The organism is Priestia sp. ABM2_011 (assembly GCF_056158845.1).
The window spans coordinates 1,286,311-1,304,434 of the sequence record NZ_JBSWUB010000001.1; the positions used below are offsets into that span (position 1 = coordinate 1,286,311).

19 protein-coding genes are annotated in these 18,124 nt (G+C 40.3%); all 19 read left to right on the forward strand.

Annotation, left to right across the window (positions count from 1 at the left end; all coding sequences use genetic code 11):
* Positions 1 to 34: 34 nt before the first annotated feature.
* The 19 genes from sdaAA (at position 35) to lepB (ending at position 18,118) form a co-directional block, all read left to right on the forward strand.
* Positions 35 to 922: an L-serine ammonia-lyase, iron-sulfur-dependent, subunit alpha gene (gene sdaAA / locus ACXAE4_RS06815; RefSeq protein WP_013084817.1), complete on the forward strand. Its 888-nt coding sequence runs from the start codon at positions 35 to 37 to the stop codon at positions 920 to 922.
* Positions 915 to 2,963 (forward strand): ATP-dependent DNA helicase RecG, encoded by a 2,049-nt coding sequence (gene recG, locus ACXAE4_RS06820; RefSeq protein ID WP_028411447.1) that lies wholly within the window; start codon positions 915 to 917, stop codon positions 2,961 to 2,963. The genes sdaAA and recG overlap by 8 nt, the downstream gene beginning before the upstream one ends.
* A 263-nt stretch (positions 2,964 to 3,226) precedes the next feature.
* Positions 3,227 to 3,790 carry a transcription factor FapR gene (gene fapR, locus ACXAE4_RS06825; RefSeq protein ID WP_013058909.1) on the forward strand — a complete coding sequence of 188 codons (564 nt, stop codon included), beginning with the start codon at positions 3,227 to 3,229 and terminating at the stop codon, positions 3,788 to 3,790.
* 20 nt (positions 3,791 to 3,810) lie between these two features.
* Positions 3,811 to 4,815, forward strand: coding sequence for a phosphate acyltransferase PlsX (plsX, locus tag ACXAE4_RS06830; protein WP_028411446.1), 1,005 nt, complete (start codon positions 3,811 to 3,813; stop codon positions 4,813 to 4,815).
* Between the two features lie 3 nt (positions 4,816 to 4,818).
* Positions 4,819 to 5,763: an ACP S-malonyltransferase gene (fabD, locus tag ACXAE4_RS06835; RefSeq protein WP_274862960.1), complete on the forward strand. Its 945-nt coding sequence runs from the start codon at positions 4,819 to 4,821 to the stop codon at positions 5,761 to 5,763.
* Position 5,764: 1 nt separating this feature from the next.
* Entirely contained in the window at positions 5,765 to 6,505 is a 741-nt protein-coding gene (gene fabG, locus ACXAE4_RS06840; protein ID WP_013058906.1) for a 3-oxoacyl-[acyl-carrier-protein] reductase, read from the forward strand.
* Positions 6,506 to 6,643: 138 nt separating this feature from the next.
* Positions 6,644 to 6,877 (forward strand): acyl carrier protein, encoded by a 234-nt coding sequence (gene acpP, locus ACXAE4_RS06845; protein WP_013058905.1) that lies wholly within the window; start codon positions 6,644 to 6,646, stop codon positions 6,875 to 6,877.
* A gap of 181 nt (positions 6,878 to 7,058) precedes the next feature.
* Entirely contained in the window at positions 7,059 to 7,805 is a 747-nt protein-coding gene (gene rnc / locus ACXAE4_RS06850; RefSeq protein ID WP_165635185.1) for a ribonuclease III, read from the forward strand.
* A gap of 77 nt (positions 7,806 to 7,882) precedes the next feature.
* Entirely contained in the window at positions 7,883 to 11,443 is a 3,561-nt protein-coding gene (gene smc, locus ACXAE4_RS06855) for a chromosome segregation protein SMC (RefSeq protein ID WP_165635186.1), read from the forward strand.
* 25 nt (positions 11,444 to 11,468) lie between these two features.
* Positions 11,469 to 12,467, forward strand: coding sequence for a signal recognition particle-docking protein FtsY (ftsY, locus tag ACXAE4_RS06860; protein ID WP_013058902.1), 999 nt, complete (start codon positions 11,469 to 11,471; stop codon positions 12,465 to 12,467).
* A gap of 272 nt (positions 12,468 to 12,739) precedes the next feature.
* Complete coding sequence (locus ACXAE4_RS06865) at positions 12,740 to 13,072, forward strand: putative DNA-binding protein (protein WP_025750337.1); 333 nt, start codon at positions 12,740 to 12,742, stop codon at positions 13,070 to 13,072.
* 12 nt (positions 13,073 to 13,084) lie between these two features.
* The gene (gene ffh / locus ACXAE4_RS06870; protein ID WP_028411443.1) at positions 13,085 to 14,428 is read left to right on the forward strand and encodes a signal recognition particle protein; all 1,344 of its coding nucleotides are present in this window, start codon (positions 13,085 to 13,087) and stop codon (positions 14,426 to 14,428) included.
* A gap of 137 nt (positions 14,429 to 14,565) precedes the next feature.
* The gene (rpsP, locus tag ACXAE4_RS06875) at positions 14,566 to 14,838 is read left to right on the forward strand and encodes a 30S ribosomal protein S16 (protein ID WP_013058899.1); all 273 of its coding nucleotides are present in this window, start codon (positions 14,566 to 14,568) and stop codon (positions 14,836 to 14,838) included.
* An 11-nt stretch (positions 14,839 to 14,849) separates the two neighbouring features.
* Complete coding sequence (locus ACXAE4_RS06880; RefSeq protein WP_013058898.1) at positions 14,850 to 15,080, forward strand: KH domain-containing protein; 231 nt, start codon at positions 14,850 to 14,852, stop codon at positions 15,078 to 15,080.
* 151 nt (positions 15,081 to 15,231) lie between these two features.
* On the forward strand, positions 15,232 to 15,615 hold the full coding sequence (locus ACXAE4_RS06885) for a YlqD family protein (RefSeq protein WP_013058897.1): 384 nt from the start codon (positions 15,232 to 15,234) through the stop codon (positions 15,613 to 15,615).
* Positions 15,616 to 15,627: 12 nt separating this feature from the next.
* Positions 15,628 to 16,140 (forward strand): ribosome maturation factor RimM, encoded by a 513-nt coding sequence (gene rimM / locus ACXAE4_RS06890; RefSeq protein ID WP_028411442.1) that lies wholly within the window; start codon positions 15,628 to 15,630, stop codon positions 16,138 to 16,140.
* Positions 16,140 to 16,880 carry a tRNA (guanosine(37)-N1)-methyltransferase TrmD gene (gene trmD, locus ACXAE4_RS06895; protein WP_014458419.1) on the forward strand — a complete coding sequence of 247 codons (741 nt, stop codon included), beginning with the start codon at positions 16,140 to 16,142 and terminating at the stop codon, positions 16,878 to 16,880. Before rimM ends, trmD begins: the two co-directional genes overlap by 1 nt.
* 161 nt (positions 16,881 to 17,041) lie before the next feature.
* Positions 17,042 to 17,386, forward strand: a complete 345-nt coding sequence (gene rplS, locus ACXAE4_RS06900) for a 50S ribosomal protein L19 (protein WP_475235719.1) — start codon at positions 17,042 to 17,044, stop codon at positions 17,384 to 17,386.
* Between the two features lie 180 nt (positions 17,387 to 17,566).
* Positions 17,567 to 18,118, forward strand: coding sequence for a signal peptidase I (gene lepB / locus ACXAE4_RS06905; protein ID WP_013058893.1), 552 nt, complete (start codon positions 17,567 to 17,569; stop codon positions 18,116 to 18,118).
* Positions 18,119 to 18,124: the final 6 nt, after the last annotated feature.

Genomic DNA, 18,124 nt, shown 5'->3' on the forward strand with positions numbered 1-18,124 from the left:
GTGAAAATAAGACAGAATAATAGCGGAGGTTACTATGTTTCGAAATGTAGCAGAACTAGTAGAATTAGCAGAAAGTCAAAATGTGAAAATTGCAGAGATTATGATTCAACAGGAAATAGATATCACGGGAGTTACTCGTGAAGAAATCATGGAAAAAATGGACCGGAACTTAACGGTTATGGAAGAAGCGGTTGAACGCGGTTTAAAAGGGGTACAGTCTGTTACAGGTTTAACAGGCGGGGATGCAGTGCTGCTTCAAAACTATATTCAAAGCGGAAAATCTTTATCTGGAAATTTAATTTTAGATGCAGTTAGCAAAGCTGTAGCGACAAACGAAGTAAATGCGGCAATGGGTACAATCTGTGCAACGCCTACTGCTGGATCTGCAGGGGTAGTGCCAGGAACGCTGTTTGCAGTGCAACATAAGCTAAATCCCACTCGTAAAGAAATGATTGAATTTTTATTTACATCAGGTGCTTTTGGGTTTGTTGTAGCCAATAATGCGTCTATTTCAGGAGCAGCAGGCGGATGTCAAGCAGAAGTTGGTTCAGCTTCAGGTATGGCAGCTGCAGCGATCGTTGAAATGGCAGGAGGTACACCTAGTCAGGCAGCTGAAGCAATGGCAATTACTCTCAAAAATATGCTAGGATTAGTATGTGACCCAGTAGCGGGGCTAGTAGAAGTTCCATGTGTGAAACGAAACGCAATGGGAGCGGCGAATGCAATGATTGCAGCAGATATGGCCTTAGCAGGCATTACAAGTCGTATTCCATGTGATGAAGTCATTGATGCTATGTATAAAATTGGTCAAACAATGCCGGTTGCATTACGAGAAACTGCACAAGGAGGCTTAGCGGCAACACCAACAGGTCGCGAGCTTGAAGCGAAGATCTTTGGTATTGCATTAAATAAAAGTGAATGAACTAACAACTATTTCAATTAAAACCATTAAAGGTATTGGAGATGAAACAGCACAAGCATTAGAGGATATGCATATTCACAGTGTGCATGACTTGTTAGAACATTTCCCATACCGCTATGAAGATTATGAGTTAAAAGATTTGGCTGAAGCAAAGCACGACGAAAAGGTCACCGTAGAAGGAAAGGTTCACAGCGTCCCCTCGCTTACGTATTACGGCAAAAAACGTTCGCGCCTTACGTTTCGGCTGCTAGTAAACCGCTATTTGATTACGGTTACTTGTTTTAATCGCCCTTACTATAAATCAAAGTTAGAAATCGATCAAACTGTTACGGTTACAGGGAAATGGGATCAGCATCGGCAAACGATTAACTTGCAGGAGCTTCAATTTTCTCCGTTTGTTAAAAATCAAACGATTGAGCCTGTTTACTCAGTTAAAGGCAGCTTAACGGTCAAAGGAATGCGGAAGTTCGTCTCTCTTGCGTTGAAGAATTATGGCAGCAGCATTCAGGATATGCTCCCGGCCTCTATTCGTTCTAGGTACAAACTAGTAACGCGTGAAGAAGCGGTTAGAAGTATTCACTTACCTCGTGATCATGAAGATTTAAAACAAGCGAGACGTCGATTTGTCTATGAAGAATTTCTACTTTTTCAATTAAAAATGCAGGCGCTGAGAAAGCGCGAAAGAGAAGAAACGCCTGGAATGAAGCAAGCATTTGATTCAACTGATCTGGTAAACTTCACGAACTTGCTGCCGTTTCCGTTAACAAGCGCTCAAAAACGTGTAGTAAACGAAATTACGCACGATATGAAATCGCCTTATCGCATGAATCGCTTGCTGCAAGGTGATGTAGGGTCAGGTAAAACAGTCGTAGCAGCGGTTGCTTTATACGCCACTGTTTTAGCGGGACATCAAGGTGCTTTAATGGTACCGACTGAAATTTTAGCTGAACAGCATGCAGAGTCATTAACTGCGATGCTTGAAAAGGTAGGCATCAGCGTAGGCTTGCTAACAGGGTCTGTTAAAGGAAAAGCAAGAAGAGAGCTGCTTCAGCGAGTGAGAGACGGAGATGTTCATGTATTAGTAGGTACACATGCCTTAATTCAAGACGAAGTTATATATAATAGTTTAGGGCTCGTCATTACGGATGAACAGCACCGCTTTGGAGTTGGACAGCGCCGGGTTTTACGTGAAAAAGGAGAAAGTCCGGATGTACTGTTTATGACGGCGACTCCTATTCCAAGAACCCTTGCTATTACGGTGTTTGGAGAAATGGATGTGTCCATTATTGATGAAATGCCAGCAGGACGTAAGGCTATTGAAACGTACTGGGTAAAACATGATATGCTTGAACGTATTTTACATTTCGTTGAAAAAGAAATACACGATGGCAGACAAGCTTATGTTATTTGTCCATTGATTGAAGAATCGGACAAGCTGGATGTTCAAAATGCAATTGATGTGCATGCAACACTCACTCACTATTTTAATGGAAAAGCAAGCGTTGGTCTCATGCACGGAAGATTGTCACCTGATGAAAAAGAAGAAGTGATGAAACAGTTTAGCGTAAATGACGTGCAGATTTTAGTATCCACAACGGTTGTAGAAGTAGGAGTGAACGTTCCGAATGCAACCGTGATGGTCATTTATGATGCAGAGCGCTTTGGGTTATCTCAGCTTCATCAGCTAAGAGGACGCGTAGGACGAGGAGATGCACAGTCGTATTGTATTCTGCTCGCGGATCCCAAATCAGAAGTTGGAAAAGAACGAATGACCATCATGACGGAAACAAACGATGGATTTGTATTATCAGAAAGAGACCTAGAGCTTCGTGGGCCTGGTGATTTCTTTGGTAGAAAGCAAAGCGGGATGCCTGAGTTTAAAGTAGCAGACATGGTGCACGATTACCGTGCGCTTGAAGTAGCTCGAGAAGATGCTGCTAAGCTTGTAAATTCCGACAGCTTTTGGACAGAAGATCAGTTTGCACTGCTGAGAATACAATTAGAAGCAACGGGCGTATTAACTGGAGAAAAATTTGATTAGTAAAAGAGGCTGAAAGTAGTTTAGTTGAAGGGAAATCCGAACGATGAATCGAGATTCTTGATGAAGAATCCAACTCGTTCGGATTTTTTCATTGGTAGGGTGAACGTCGGTTTCATGTATGTAGATACTTTTAGCGGCTGTTAATAGTCATGAATATCCATAGTGTGATGCACAGAATACAGCATGTGAAAAATGTTGCAATTAGAAGGCAATGATTATATACTGCTATTAGTACCTAGTATTAAAAGTTCGGATGGTGGACAATGAAGCGCAGTAAAAAAGAAAGACAGCAGCTATTAAAAACGACAATTGAAGAAAACCCATTTATTACGGATGAAGAACTAGCAGACCGTTTTTCAGTGAGCGTTCAAACAATTCGATTAGACCGCCTAGAGTTGTCGATTCCTGAACTGCGAGAACGTATTAAGCATGTAGCTTCAAAACAACTAGACGAGGAAGTGCGTTCGCTTCCGATTGAAGAAGTAATTGGAGAAGTTATCGACATTGAACTAGATCAATCAGCGATATCTATTTTTGATGTGAAAACAGAGCATGTGTTTCAGCGTAATCAAATTGCTCGTGGTCACCACCTTTTTGCGCAAGCTAATTCGTTAGCTGTCGCTGTTATTAACAACGAACTAGCGCTCACAGCAGATGCGTCGATCCGTTATCATCGCCCTGTGAAGCTTCATGAGCGAGTGATAGCAAAAGCGAAAGTTCTGTCAACTAGTGAAGTGCGAACCACCGTTGAGGTAAACAGCTATGTAGGGCAAGAGCAAGTGTTCTCTGGCACTTTTAAAATGTATCGTTCTACAAAGGATAAATAATAAAAAGGATGAGACCCAACATGAAACTAGCTATTGATGCAATGGGCGGAGATCATGCACCGAAAGCCATTATTGAAGGTGTAGAAAAAGCTACTGCTCAATTTAAAGAATTACATATTACGTTAATTGGAAACGAATCAGAAATAAAAAAGCATTTAACAAATTCAGATCGTATTTCAATTATTCATACAGAAGAAACCATTGATGCAACTGATGAGCCAGTGCGAGCTGTGCGCCGTAAAAAACAAGCATCTATGGTATTAATGGCAAATGAAGTAGCCGAAGGTCGTGCTGATGCTTGTATTTCAGCAGGAAACACAGGTGCGTTAATGACAGCGGGACTTTTTATTGTAGGTCGCATCAAAGGCATTGAACGTCCAGCACTTGCTCCGACGCTTCCGACACTAGATGGAAAAGGCTTTTTAATGCTAGACGTTGGTGCAAACGTTGATGCCAAGCCTGAACATTTGCTCCAGTACGCTGTGATGGGGTCGGTGTATGCCGAAAAAGTACGCGGCATTCAAGCTCCTAGAGTGGGACTGTTGAACATTGGAACTGAAGATAAAAAAGGAAATGACTTAACCAAACAAGCTTTTCAGCTACTAAAAAACGCTGATCTCAATTTTGTAGGCAACGTGGAATCTCGTGATTTGCTAAACGGCGTAGCCGATGTGGTTGTAACAGATGGTTTTACAGGAAATATGACTCTTAAGAGCATTGAGGGAACGGCGCTTTCCTTGTTTTCAATGATTAAACAAGAATTAATGAGCACGTTAAAAAGCAAGTTAGCCGCAGCGGTACTCAAGCCTCAGCTGCAGGGTTTAAAAGCGAAAATGGATTACAGTGAATATGGAGGAGCAGGGCTGTTTGGATTGCATGCGCCTGTTATCAAAGCGCACGGTTCGTCGGATGCGAATGCAGTATTTAGCGCGATTAAGCAAGCTGTGAATATGGTGGAAAACAATGTGTCTTCCACTATTCAAAAAGCAATCGAACAAACTGCTAATGAAGAAAAGGAGAGATAAGAAATGGGAAAAATTGCTTTTATCTTTCCAGGCCAAGGGTCACAAACTGTTGGTATGGGAAAAGATTTATATGATGAAACAGAGGAAGCAAAAAAGCTGATTCATACAGCTGACGAAGCTTTAGGGTTCAGTCTTTCAAACATTATTTTTGAAGGGCCTCAAGAAGAATTGACTTTAACTTATCACGCTCAACCTGCTCTTTTAACAACGAGTACAATGCTGCTTGAAGCGTTTAAAACGAGCGGAATTACACCCGATTTTGTTGCGGGTCACAGTCTAGGAGAATACAGTGCGCTTGTGGCTGCTGAGGTTTTATCGTTTAAAGATGCTGTTGTGGCTGTTCACAAAAGAGGTCGCTATATGGACGAAGCTGTACCAGCAGGTCAAGGTACAATGGCAGCAGTGCTTGGCATGTCTGCGGAAGATTTAGAAGCCGTTACCGCTCAAATTACAAACGAAGGCGACGCTGTTCAGCTTGCAAATATTAACTGTCCGGGTCAAATTGTTATTTCAGGTACGGTAAATGGCGTAGAAAAAGCAGGAGCTCTTGCCAAAGAAAAAGGTGCAAAACGCGTGATTCCTCTAGTGGTAAGCGGTCCGTTTCACTCTAGTTTAATGAAGCCAGCTGCTGAAAAATTACGTGATACGCTAGAAACAGTGGGCTTTAGCGATGCGAAAGTTCCAGTCATAGCAAACGTAACAGCAAAGCCGGTTACTGACAGTCAAGATATTCAAAACAAGCTAGTGGAACAACTGTATTCTCCAGTGAGATGGGAAGAAACAGTTGAGACACTTCTTGCAGAAGGTGTAGATACATTTGTTGAAATTGGACCAGGAAAAGTATTATCAGGTCTTGTGAAAAAAGTAAATCGCCGTGCGGCTGTTTACGCTGTTAATGATCTTACATCATTAAAATCAACGATTGACGCACTAAAAGGGGGAGAATAACATGTTACAAGGGAAAGTTGCAGTTGTAACAGGCGCTTCTCGCGGAATTGGTCGTGCCGTTGCAATTGAGCTGGGAAAGCTTGGTGCTAAAGTAGTTGTAAACTATTCTGGAAGCGAAGCGAAAGCTCTTGAAGTTGTGGATGAAATTAAAGGACTAGGAACGGATGCAATTGCTGTACAAGCAAATGTGGCAGAAAGTGATTCTGTACAAGCAATGATAAAAGAAGCGATTTCTACATTTGGTTCAGTAGATATTTTAGTAAACAATGCGGGCATCACACGTGATAATCTTCTTATGCGTATGAAAGAAGACGAATGGGATGATGTTATTAATACAAACTTAAAAGGCGTGTTTTTGTGTACAAAAGCGGTTACTCGTCAAATGATGAAGCAGCGCGCAGGACGCATCATTAACATTTCATCAATTGTCGGCGTCAGCGGTAATGCTGGACAAGCAAATTATGTAGCAGCAAAATCAGGCGTGATTGGTTTAACAAAAACAACTGCCAAAGAATTAGCAAGCCGCAATATTACAGTGAATGCAGTTGCTCCAGGTTTCATTGCAACAGACATGACGGATAAATTGAATGAAGAAGTTCAGGCGGAAATGTTAAAGCAAATTCCTCTTGCAAGCTTTGGCCAGCCTGAGGATGTTGCGAACGCAGTTGCGTTTTTAGCATCAGATGCAAGCCGTTATATTACGGGTCAAACGATTCACGTTGACGGCGGAATGGTGATGTAAAAAAGGCACTTTACGAAAAGTGCAATTTGGTGATAAAGTACAAAGGGACGTTTACTAGGCGACCGATAAACTTTATTATTCAACCATAGTATTTTAGATGGAAATCATCTATAATGACTTGAGGGGAGGTGAAGAACAATGGCAGAGGTACTAGAACGCGTAACAACAATCATTGTTGATCGTCTTGGTGTAGACAAAAGTGAAGTGAAACTAGAATCTAGTTTCAAAGAAGACTTAGGTGCTGACTCTCTAGACGTAGTTGAATTTGTAATGGAGCTTGAAGAGGAATTCGATATTGAAATTTCTGACGAAGAAGCTGAAAAAATTTCAACTGTAGGAGATGCAGTTAATTACATACAGAGCCAAATTTAATCTGTAGTATATGTATGAAAAGCCCCGTTAAACAGCGGGGCTTTCTCTTCTTTTTAAGAATTTCAAAAAAAGACCTCTTTTTTTTGAAAAGGTAGTGTATCTTTTAGGATACCTCGTTTTATAATGAGAGATGGTAGGGAAAAACTACGAAACAATTGAAGCAGGTAAGCGGAGGTATTTTATGCCTAAACAATATTCAAATCGAGATCGAAAGATGAACGTGAAATTCAAGCAAAATTTTGCCGAGTTTCAAAAGGAAATTGGTATTCAGTTTACAAATGAAGCGCTTCTTTTTCAAGCATTTACACATTCATCCTATGTGAATGAGCATCGCAGAAGACCGTATGAAGACAACGAGCGTCTTGAGTTTTTAGGAGATGCCGTATTAGAGCTAACCGTATCACAATTTTTATTTAAAAAGTATCCAACGATGAGTGAAGGTGAGTTAACGAAGCTTCGTGCAGCAGTTGTGTGTGAACCGTCGCTTGTTACTTTTGCAAATGAAATGGATTTTGGTAAACTAGTGTTACTTGGAAAAGGTGAAGAGATGACGGGCGGCCGATCTAGACCGGCTTTACTGGCCGATGTGTTTGAAGCATTTATCGGAGCTCTTTATTTAGACCAAGGGCTTGATACGGTAGTAACAATTCTAAAAAAAGTTGTCTTTCCAAAAATTAATGAAGGTGCTTTTTCTCATGTGATGGATTTCAAAAGCCAGCTTCAAGAAGTGATTCAACGTGATGGAGTTGGACAATTAGAATACAAAGTTTTGCAAGAAAAAGGTCCAGCGCATAATCGCGAATTCTTATCTCGCGTATCGTTAAATGGTGAAGAGCTCGGCGTTGGTATAGGCCGTTCGAAAAAAGAAGCAGAGCAAAAAGCAGCTCAAGTAGCTATTACGAAAATTAGAGCAAGTCAAACGAAATAAAATGATCCCCCTCTTAACGCATTCGTTATAAAGGGGGATTTGCTATGAAAAGATTACATGTGTGAGGGGGGATTTCTATGTTCCTCAAACGATTAGATATTGCAGGGTTCAAATCGTTTGCAGAAAAAGTATCGATAGATTTTGTGCCAGGTGTAACGGCGGTAGTAGGACCGAATGGGAGCGGAAAAAGCAACATTACGGATGCTATACGCTGGGTGCTTGGAGAACAGTCAGCCAAATCGCTTCGTGGAGGGAAAATGGAGGACATTATTTTTGCAGGAAGCGAATCACGCCGTGCGGTAAACGTGGCTGACGTAACGCTGACTTTGGAAAATGATGACCAGTTTCTCCCGCTTGATTATCATGAAGTTAGTATCACAAGGCGCGTGTACCGCTCAGGAGACAGTGAATTTTTTATTAACAACCAGCCGTGCCGTTTAAAAGATATTGTCGATTTATTTATGGACTCAGGACTTGGAAGAGAAGCTTTTTCGATTATCAGTCAAGGAAAAGTAGAAGAAGTACTAAGCAGTAAATCTGACGAGCGCCGTAAAATTTTTGAAGAAGCAGCAGGTGTATTAAAATACAAAACGCGTAAACGAAAAGCGGAGCTTCGGCTTCTCGAAACGCAAGAAAATTTAAATCGAGTAGTAGATATTCTTCATGAAATTGAAGGTCAGTTAGAGCCTTTACAGATTCAATCGTCTATTGCAAAAGATTATTTGCAGAAAAAAGAAGAATTAGAGCACATTGATGTGGCTGTTACGGTATTTGAAGTTGAAGATCTTCATCAGAAATGGGAAAAATTAAAAGCTGAAATGGCTCAGCACGAGCAGCTTGAAGAATCTCTCGCGACGAATATTCGCACGCGTGAAGGAGAAATCCAGACCCTTCGTTCGCATATTCAGCAAATTGATGAACAGCTAGACTCTTTACATAAAAAACTACTATATGTAAGTGAAGAAGTAGAAAAGCTAGAAGGCAAAAAAGAAGTATTAAAAGAGCGTAAGAAAAATGCTTTTCAAAATAAAGAGCAGCTGGAACGTTTAGTAAAAGAGTATACTCATAAGCATCAAGAGTTAAGTAAAGCAAAAGACAGCGAAGGAAAAGATCTTGAGCAATCTCAAAAAGAAGTGCAAGAGATACGTCTGAAGCTTACTGAGCAGGAACAGTTGTTCAGGCAGTACAGTGAGAATCTAGAAGAAAAACTTGAACAGATGAAAAGCGAATATTTTGAATTAGCGAACGCTCAAACATCCGCTCGAAATGAAATTTCATTTTTAGAGCAGCAAAAAATGCAAACGTTTGAAAAAGAGCAGCGCTTAACAAAATCCAACGAGCAATACGTCCAACAGCGCCGTGAATTAACGCAGCGAAAAGAAGCGGCGATCAAAAGGCTCGCTCAGTTTCGTCAAGAGCTTCAGCAGGCTGTACAAGTGTATAAGCAGCAAGAAGAGAAGCTTGAGTCATTAAGGCAAGCCTATCGTAAACAAGAGTCTACGCTTTATCAAGCTTATCAGTACGTGCAACAGACAAAATCACGAAAAGAAATGCTTGAAGAGATGCAAGAAGACTATGAAGGTTATTTTCACGGTGTAAAAGAAGTACTAAAAGCGCGTGATGGGAAGCTTGCAGGTATTAAAGGTGCCATTGCTGAGCTAATTAATGTCCCAAAAGAGTATGAAACAGCGCTTGAAATTGCGCTTGGAGGAGCAGCTCAGCACATTGTCGTTCAAGACGAACAAAGTGCCCGTCAGGCAATTGGCTTTTTGAAACAAAACGGTTACGGAAGAGCTACATTTTTACCACTGACGTCTGTAAAAGACCGTTATGTTCCGGCTCAAACTATTTCTATGCTAGAGAGTCACGAAGCGTATGTAGGAATCGCTTCATCTCTTGTTAAATACGAAGCTACTTACGACCGAGTTATTAAAAATTTGCTTGGAACCGTTATTGTTGTCAATGATTTAAAAGGCGCGAATGAACTTGCCCGCCTTGTGCAGCATCGCTATCGTTTTGTGACCGTTAAAGGGGATGTGGTCAACCCCGGTGGTTCGATGACAGGCGGTTCAATGAAGCAAAAGTCCAACTCTTTGTTAGGCCGTCAGCGTGAAGTGGAAGCCATTACGGCAAAAATAGAAGAGATGGAACAAAAGACGCTTGTGCTCGAGCAAGATGTGAAAGATAAAAAGTCACAGATTGAAGAGCTTCAACAGGAAATTAATAAACAGCAGGCATTTGTGGAACGCTTGAAAGACAAAGAGCAGGAATCTGACCGAGAAGTAAAGCAAATTGACATCGAAGAAAAAGCAGTGAATGACCGCTTAACCATGTATGATCATGATATTGCTAGCTTTAGACAAGATCAAACAAGCTTGTCCGCTCGAATTGATGAGCTGCATACGAGTTTGCAGGGAAATCAGCAGCAGGCAAATGTATTAGAGAAAAACATTGAAGAGTTAGCAGCACGCAAGCATACACAGCAAACGTCTAAAGAAACGGTTCAACATGAGCTTACAGAAGTAAAAGTGCTTCTTGCGAAAAAAGAACAGTTCCTCACAAATCAGCAAGAAAAATACGAAAGAGTGTGCTTTGAGCTTGATCAAACCATTCAGCGTTTGTCTGAAGCTACAGATGATCTTTCTCTTTTAACGAGTGAAATCACAAGCAACGACTCGGGTGAACTTCAGCTCGAAGAAGCGGCGCATGAGCGAATAAAAGAAAAGACAGAAACGTTACAATTAATGGATGACTGCAGATCAGAGCGGTTGAAAGCCCAGAATAAGCTTGAAGACGAAGAAAGGGTTGTAAAAGAGCTCCAGCGTCAGTACAAACAAATTACGGATGCTTTAAAAGATGAAGAAGTCAAAATCAATCGAATTGACGTAGAGCTAGACAGCCGTCTCCAGCAGCTGACAGAAGAGTACGAAATTAGCTTTGAAGCAGCAAAAGAAAAGTATCCTTTAACATTAGATATTCAAGAAGCAAGGAAAAAAATCAAGCTCATTAAGCTGGCAATTGATGAATTAGGAACCGTAAACTTAGGTTCTATCGAACAATACGAACGCGTTTCAGAACGCTATGAATTTTTAAATACGCAGCGAGCTGACCTCGACGAAGCGAAAAATACCCTGTATCAAGTGATTGAAGAAATGGACGAGGAAATGAAGAAACGTTTTTCTGATACGTTCTCTCGTATCCGCAATGAATTTGGTACAGTGTTCTCTTCACTATTCGGAGGAGGAAAAGCGGATTTGAAATTAACAGATCCGAAAGATTTATTAAATACAGGAGTGGAAATTGTTGCCCAGCCTCCTGGGAAAAAACTGCAGAATCTAGGGTTGCTGTCAGGCGGCGAGCGTTCGTTAACAGCCATTGCCCTCCTGTTTTCTATTTTGAAAGTACGTCCGGTGCCGTTTTGTGTGCTAGATGAAGTGGAAGCGGCGCTTGATGAAGCGAACGTTCATCGCTTCGCTACGTATCTACGCAAATTTAGTAATCAAACACAGTTCATTGTTATTACTCACCGAAAAGGTACAATGGAAGAAGCTGACGTACTGTACGGTGTGACAATGCAAGAATCTGGCGTATCGAAATTAGTCTCTGTTCGTTTAGAAGAATCAAAGCAATATGTTTAACTCATAGAATGAAAGGGTGGTACGAATGAGCTTTTTTAAGAAATTAAAAGAAAAAATTACAATGCAAACGGATTCTGTTACACAAAAATTTAAAGATGGACTATCAAAAACACGCAATTCTTTTTCGGAACGTGTGAATGATCTAGTGTCTCGCTATCGTCAAGTAGACGAAGAGTTTTTTGAGGAATTAGAGGAAATTTTAATTAGCGCTGATGTCGGCGTGGCTACCGTGTTGGATTTAATTGATGACTTAAAATCGGAAGTGAAACGCCGTAATATTAAGGACCCTCAAGATGTACAGGCTGTCATCTCTGAGAAATTAATTGATATTTATGAATCTGGTGAAGAGCAGATTGGTGAATTAAATATGCAGCAAAATGATTTAACGGTTATTTTGTTTGTAGGGGTAAACGGCGTTGGGAAAACAACAACAATTGGGAAAATTGCACATAAATTCAAACAAGAAGGCAAAAAAGTCGTAATGGCGGCAGGAGATACGTTCCGTGCCGGTGCGATTGAGCAGTTAGAAGTATGGGGAGAACGCGTTGGTGTTGATGTTATTAAGCAATCTGCAGGCTCTGACCCTGCCGCTGTCATGTATGACGCTGTTCAGTCAGCCAAGGCTCGAAAAGCAGATGTTTTATTATGTGATACAGCAGGTCGCCTTCAAAACAAAGTGAATTTAATGAAAGAATTAGAGAAAGTAAAGCGTGTTATTGAGCGAGAAATTCCTGGTGCTCCGCATGAAGTGCTTCTCGTACTTGATGCGACGACGGGTCAAAACGCTTTAAGTCAGGCTAAAACATTCTCAGAAGCAACGAACGTGACTGGAATTGTGTTAACAAAACTAGATGGTACGGCTAAAGGCGGGATTGTTCTTGCCATTCGAAACGAACTGAAGCTTCCTGTTAAATTCGTTGGACTTGGAGAAAAAGTAGACGACCTTCAGCCGTTTGACACGGAGCAATATATCTATGGGTTATTTGCCAATGCTGTAGAAGAAGAAACAGAAAAAGAGGCGTAATCTAAAAAGAGGCTGGGATAAAAGTATCTTCGTTGAAGGAAATCCGAACGATTAATCGTTCGGATCTTTTTATTAGTAGGGTGGACGCAGGTTTCATATTTAGTCGTCTTTAAATTGAAGTAATTTAGTTATGTTTCCATCTCTTTTAAGTGGAAAAATGTGAGGTGTTAAGGAAAAAACTTGACATTCAAACTTCGCCTAGTTAAACTAATAACATGTAAAGGCTTTTCACTTAACAAGGGGGCGGTCAGATGGTTGAAAAGAGCGTGCATATGCTCGAGAAAACAACAAGAATGAATTACTTATTTGACTTCTATCAGGCGCTGTTGACGCCCAAACAAAGAAGTTATATGTCACTTTATTACTTGGATGATTATTCCCTCGGTGAAATAGCGGAAGAATTTGATGTGAGTCGTCAAGCAGTTTATGATAATATAAAACGTACAGAGCAAATGCTTGAACAATATGAGGAAAAGCTATTGTTATTTCAACGGTTTCAAGAGCGTCAATCAATTGTTCAACAACTGAAAGACGAACTTGCAGCCGACTTACACAAGAACAGTAAGCTTTCTTCTCTTCTTGATTCGCTCGAGAAATTAGATTAGGGGGCGGCGTATATGGCATTTGAAGGATTAGCCGACCGTTTGCAAAGCACACTGCAAAAGTTAAAAGGAAAAGGAAAAGTTAACGAAGCTGATGTTAAAGAAATGATGCGTGAAGTTAGACTTGCCCTTTTAGAAGCCGATGTAAACTTTAAAGTAGTAAAAGACTTTGTTAAGCGCGTAAGCGAACGTGCTGTAGGTCAAGACGTTCTTAAGAGCTTAACGCCTGGACAGCAAGTTATTAAGGTTGTACAAGAAGAATTAACTGCACTTATGGGCGGAGAGCAAAGCAAGATTGCAGTAGCTCCAAAAGCTCCAACTGTAATTATGATGGTTGGACTTCAAGGTGCAGGTAAAACAACAACAACTGGTAAACTTGCCAATTTATTACGTAAAAAATATAACCGTAATCCATTGCTTGTAGCAGCAGATATTTATCGTCCGGCAGCTATTAAACAGCTTGAAACACTAGGGAAACAGCTTAGCATGTCTGTTTTTTCATTAGGTGATCAAGTAAGTCCTGTGGAGATTGCGAAACAAGCTATTGCTCATGCGAAAGAAGAGCATCACGATTATGTATTAATTGATACAGCGGGACGTTTGCATGTTGATGAAAATCTAATGGAGGAGTTAGAACAGATCAAAGAGCTTTCTAACCCAGACGAAATTTTCCTTGTTGTCGATGCGATGACGGGTCAAGATGCAGTAAACGTTGCGGATAGCTTTAATAAGCAATTAGGATTAACTGGCGTTGTATTAACGAAACTAGACGGCGATACGCGCGGTGGTGCAGCGCTTTCTATTCGTGCAGTAACTGATACACCAATTAAGTTTGTCGGTCTTGGAGAAAAGATGGATGCTATTGAAGCATTCCACCCAGAGCGTATGGCTTCCCGTATCTTAGGTATGGGTGATGTGCTGACGCTTATCGAAAAGGCTCAGGCAAATGTAGATGCTGAAAAGGCAAAAGAGCTTGAAGCTAAGCTGCGCACGCAGTCATTTACATTTGATGACTTTTTAGATCAACTTGCTCAGGTGCGTCAAATGGGACCGCTTGATGAGCTAATTGGTATGCTTCCGGGCGCCAATAAAGTAAAGGGGCTCAAAAACCTGCAGGTTGATGAAAAGCAAATTAATCATGTAGAAGCAATTATTCGTTCGATGACGAAAGCGGAAAAAACAAACCCTGAAATCATTAATTCAAGTCGAAGAAAGCGTATTGCAAAAGGAAGCGGACGTTCTGTACAAGAAGTCAATCGTTTGCTTAAACAATTTGAAGACATGAAAAAAATGATGAAACAAATGACAAATATGTCAAAAGGCAAGAAAAAGGGTATGAAACTTCCATTCTTTTCATGATAAAATGCTTGATTTGAACTGAAAAAACCAAAGAAAATAAAATATTTTTCTAGTGTTAAGAAAAAAACCTTTACAAACATTTTACCTATTTGATATTATATTATCTTGTTGAAACATATTCGGAGGTGCTTTATAAAATGGCAGTAAAAATTCGTTTAAAACGTATGGGAGCTAAAAAATCTCCTTTCTATCGTATCGTAGCAGCAGACTCTCGTTCACCACGTGATGGACGTTACATCGAAGTAGTTGGAACTTACAATCCTGTAGTTCAACCAGCTGAAGTTAAAATCGATGAAGAGCTAGCTCTTAAATGGTTACAAAATGGTGCTAAACCATCTGATACAGTTCGTAACCTTTTCTCTAACGAAGGCATCATGGAAAAATTCCATAATGCTAAATTAGGAAAATAATTTCACTCGAGATGACATCACTAATCGAAACAATTGTAAAGCCGCTTGTTGATTATCCAGCTGATGTTAAAGTGGAGGAACAAGAAGATGAACGTCAAGTGACTTACATCCTTACTGTTCACCAAGAAGATGTCGGCAAAGTAATCGGCAAACAAGGCCGCGTTGCAAAAGCGATTCGAACTGTTGTGAATGCAGCAGCATCACAGCAAGGTAAAAAAGTGTATGTGAAAATTCAAGAGTAATCAAAAAGGGAGAGGGATAACCTCCCCCTTTTTTTATGTTATGATAAGATGAACGTTTTGATCACAGTAAGTCTTTTGCGAGCAAGAAGCAGCTATTTCAATATGCATGTAAAAAGCACAAGGTCACTATCTTGAGGGCGGAGGGAACGTTTTGAACATTATTCAAAAAGTGGTTGTGAAACAAGTGTTAACTGAAGCAAGCAAACAAGATCTTGAAAATCGTTTTATAAACCGCAAGCAGGCGCTTGAAAAGGAAATGGAACAGCTGAAATTTCAGTTAAAGCACATGGAAAAAGCCAATAAAGGTTCTTCTTTATTACATAGTCAATTTGAAAAAGAAAAATCCGCTCGCCTTGAAAAAATTGAAGTGTTGAACTTTCAGCTGACGCAATTAGAAAAGCTTCCTTTAGGGAGCGAACTCGTTGAAACGGAACTGGATGCCTTAGTAGAGGTAAAAATCGGCGATGATTGGGAAAAGATAAAAGAAAGTAAAACAATTATTATAAAAGATAGCAAAGTTGTTGAGATTAGATAGAGGTGAAGAAGCATGAAATGGTTTAAGGTTGGAAAAATTGTGAATACCCATGGTGTAAAAGGAGAAATTCGTATTGTATCAACTACGGATTTTGCTGATGAGCGCTATGAAAAAGGAAATAAACTTTATATCTTCAAAGAAAAGCAAAGCGAGCCGGTGGAAGTAACGGTAGCAAGCCATCGCAGGCATAAAAATTTTGATCTGCTTACATTCGAAGGCTATCACAACGTAAATGATGTTGAGCAGTACAAAAACTGCGAAGTGAAAATTCCTGAGGAGCAGCTAACGGATTTAGAAGACGGTGAATTTTATTTCCACGAAATTATTGGCTGTACAGTAAAAACAGAAGACGGAGTAGAGGTAGGAACGGTCAAAGAAATTTTAACGCCGGGAGCTAATGATGTGTGGGTCGTTAAAAAAGGCGGAAAAGAAGTTCTTATTCCTTACATCGACGACGTTGTACAATCTATTGATATAGAGGAAAAAGAGATTGTTATTACAGTAATGGAAGGGTTATTGGACTAATGAAAATTGATGTACTATCGCTATTTCCTTCTATGTTTGACGGTGTTTTTGGTGAATCAATTTTGAAAAAAGCACAGGAAAAAAATGCGGTTGAACTGAATGTAGTTAATTTCCGAGAATATTCTACGAACAAACATCAAAATGTGGACGATTATCCTTACGGCGGAGGTGCTGGAATGGTATTGACACCTCAGCCTATTTTTGACGCTGTAGAAAAGCTGACTGAAACAGCTAAGAAGCCCCGGGTAGTTTTGCTTTGTCCGCAGGGCGAACGCTATACACAGGCAAAAGCAGAAGAACTAGCAGCAGAAGAGCATTTAATTTTTATTTGCGGTCATTACGAAGGATATGATGAACGAATTCGTGAGCAGCTGGTAACTGATGAAATTTCAATTGGTGACTATGTATTAACTGGAGGAGAGCTTGGTGCAATGGTTGTGATCGATAGCGTTGTTCGCCTGCTTCCTGATGTGCTTGGCAATAATCATTCAGCTGTACAAGACTCACACAGTACAGGTTTACTAGAGCACCCCCACTATACGCGTCCTGCTGATTTTAGAGGCTTAACAGTTCCTGAAGTACTTATGTCAGGAAATCATAAAAAAATTGAACAGTGGCGCCAAAAAGAGTCTTTAAAGCGCACGTTGCTTCGAAGACCGGATATGCTTGAAAAGATGGAGCTAACGGAAGAGCAAAAGAAACTAGTAGCTCAATTAAAAGAGGAAAACAACCTTTCATAAATCCATAAAATTTATGCATAAACTCTGTTGCATACGGTATAAGAGTGTGCTAAGATAGATTTTGTGGCTTGGGCAGATGTCTGGTCACCTATAACGATGTTCCGCTGCAATGATTGAAAAGCATTGGTATGAGCGTCTGTTGGAAGGAGTTGAAACACGCGATGCAAAAATTAATCGAAGAGATTACAGAAGAACAATTAAAAACAGATCTTCCTACGTTCCGTCCTGGTGATACTGTACGTGTACACGTAAATATCGTTGAGGGTACTCGTGAACGTGTTCAGGTATTTGAAGGTGTTGTTATTAAGCGTCGTGGCGGTGGTATCAGCGAAACATTTACAGTACGTAAGATTTCTTACGGTGTAGGTGTAGAGCGTACATTCCCACTTCATACGCCAAAAATTGCAAAAATCGAAGTAATGCGCCGCGGTAAAGTACGCCGTGCGAAACTTTATTACCTACGTGAATTACGTGGTAAAGCTGCGCGTATTAAAGAAATTCGATAATAGTAAAGGGGAGCTTGTTTATACAAGCTCCTTTTTTCAAATGTTTTTTTAGAACGATTCGTTCTCTGACAGTGAAAAATAGACGTACAAGTCATCATTTTTTTATTCTATTTATTTATTAGGCGTTTCAAACATTATCGTTTAAAATAAAGGTATGACATAAGAGTTGGAGGACTGAAGATGGCTCGAAAGAAAAATGAACTGTGGGAATGGATAAAAGCAATCGCCATTGCCGTACTGTTAGCTGTTGTAATTCGCTATTTTTTGTTTGCACCGATTGTAGTAGATGGACTTTCTATGATGCCTACGCTGCATGACCAAAATCGAATGATTGTAAATAAGTTCTCCTATAAGATTGGTGATCCTGATCGCTTTGATATTATTGTTTTTCATGCTACAGCGGAAAAAGATTACATAAAACGTATTATCGGACTGCCGGGTGATCATATTGAGTATCGAAATGATACGCTATATGTAAATGGAAAAGCTTATAAAGAGCCCTATTTAGATCAGTATAAAAAAGAAGTGATTGACGGTAATTTAACCGAAGATTTTAAACTAGAAGACGTAACGGGTAAAAAGACCGTGCCAGAAGGCTATTTGTTCGTGATGGGAGACAATCGACGCTACAGTAAAGACAGCCGTCAGATTGGCTTTGTGAGTATGGACAAGGTGCTTGGTAAAACGAGTGCCGTATACTGGCCGATTAAAGAAGCGCGTTTTGCAAAGTAAAATATA

Coding starts and splice junctions, on each gene's coding strand:
- sdaAA (WP_013084817.1), top strand. CDS start 35: ATGTTTCGAAATGTAGCAGAACTAGTAGAATTAGCAGAAAGTCAAAAT.
- fapR (WP_013058909.1), top strand. CDS start 3,227: ATGAAGCGCAGTAAAAAAGAAAGACAGCAGCTATTAAAAACGACAATT.
- plsX (WP_028411446.1), top strand. CDS start 3,811: ATGAAACTAGCTATTGATGCAATGGGCGGAGATCATGCACCGAAAGCC.
- fabD (WP_274862960.1), top strand. CDS start 4,819: ATGGGAAAAATTGCTTTTATCTTTCCAGGCCAAGGGTCACAAACTGTT.
- fabG (WP_013058906.1), top strand. CDS start 5,765: ATGTTACAAGGGAAAGTTGCAGTTGTAACAGGCGCTTCTCGCGGAATT.
- acpP (WP_013058905.1), top strand. CDS start 6,644: ATGGCAGAGGTACTAGAACGCGTAACAACAATCATTGTTGATCGTCTT.
- rnc (WP_165635185.1), top strand. CDS start 7,059: ATGCCTAAACAATATTCAAATCGAGATCGAAAGATGAACGTGAAATTC.
- smc (WP_165635186.1), top strand. CDS start 7,883: ATGTTCCTCAAACGATTAGATATTGCAGGGTTCAAATCGTTTGCAGAA.
- ftsY (WP_013058902.1), top strand. CDS start 11,469: ATGAGCTTTTTTAAGAAATTAAAAGAAAAAATTACAATGCAAACGGAT.
- ACXAE4_RS06865 (WP_025750337.1), top strand. CDS start 12,740: ATGCTCGAGAAAACAACAAGAATGAATTACTTATTTGACTTCTATCAG.
- ffh (WP_028411443.1), top strand. CDS start 13,085: ATGGCATTTGAAGGATTAGCCGACCGTTTGCAAAGCACACTGCAAAAG.
- rpsP (WP_013058899.1), top strand. CDS start 14,566: ATGGCAGTAAAAATTCGTTTAAAACGTATGGGAGCTAAAAAATCTCCT.
- ACXAE4_RS06880 (WP_013058898.1), top strand. CDS start 14,850: ATGACATCACTAATCGAAACAATTGTAAAGCCGCTTGTTGATTATCCA.
- rimM (WP_028411442.1), top strand. CDS start 15,628: ATGAAATGGTTTAAGGTTGGAAAAATTGTGAATACCCATGGTGTAAAA.
- trmD (WP_014458419.1), top strand. CDS start 16,140: ATGAAAATTGATGTACTATCGCTATTTCCTTCTATGTTTGACGGTGTT.
- rplS (WP_475235719.1), top strand. CDS start 17,042: ATGCAAAAATTAATCGAAGAGATTACAGAAGAACAATTAAAAACAGAT.
- lepB (WP_013058893.1), top strand. CDS start 17,567: ATGGCTCGAAAGAAAAATGAACTGTGGGAATGGATAAAAGCAATCGCC.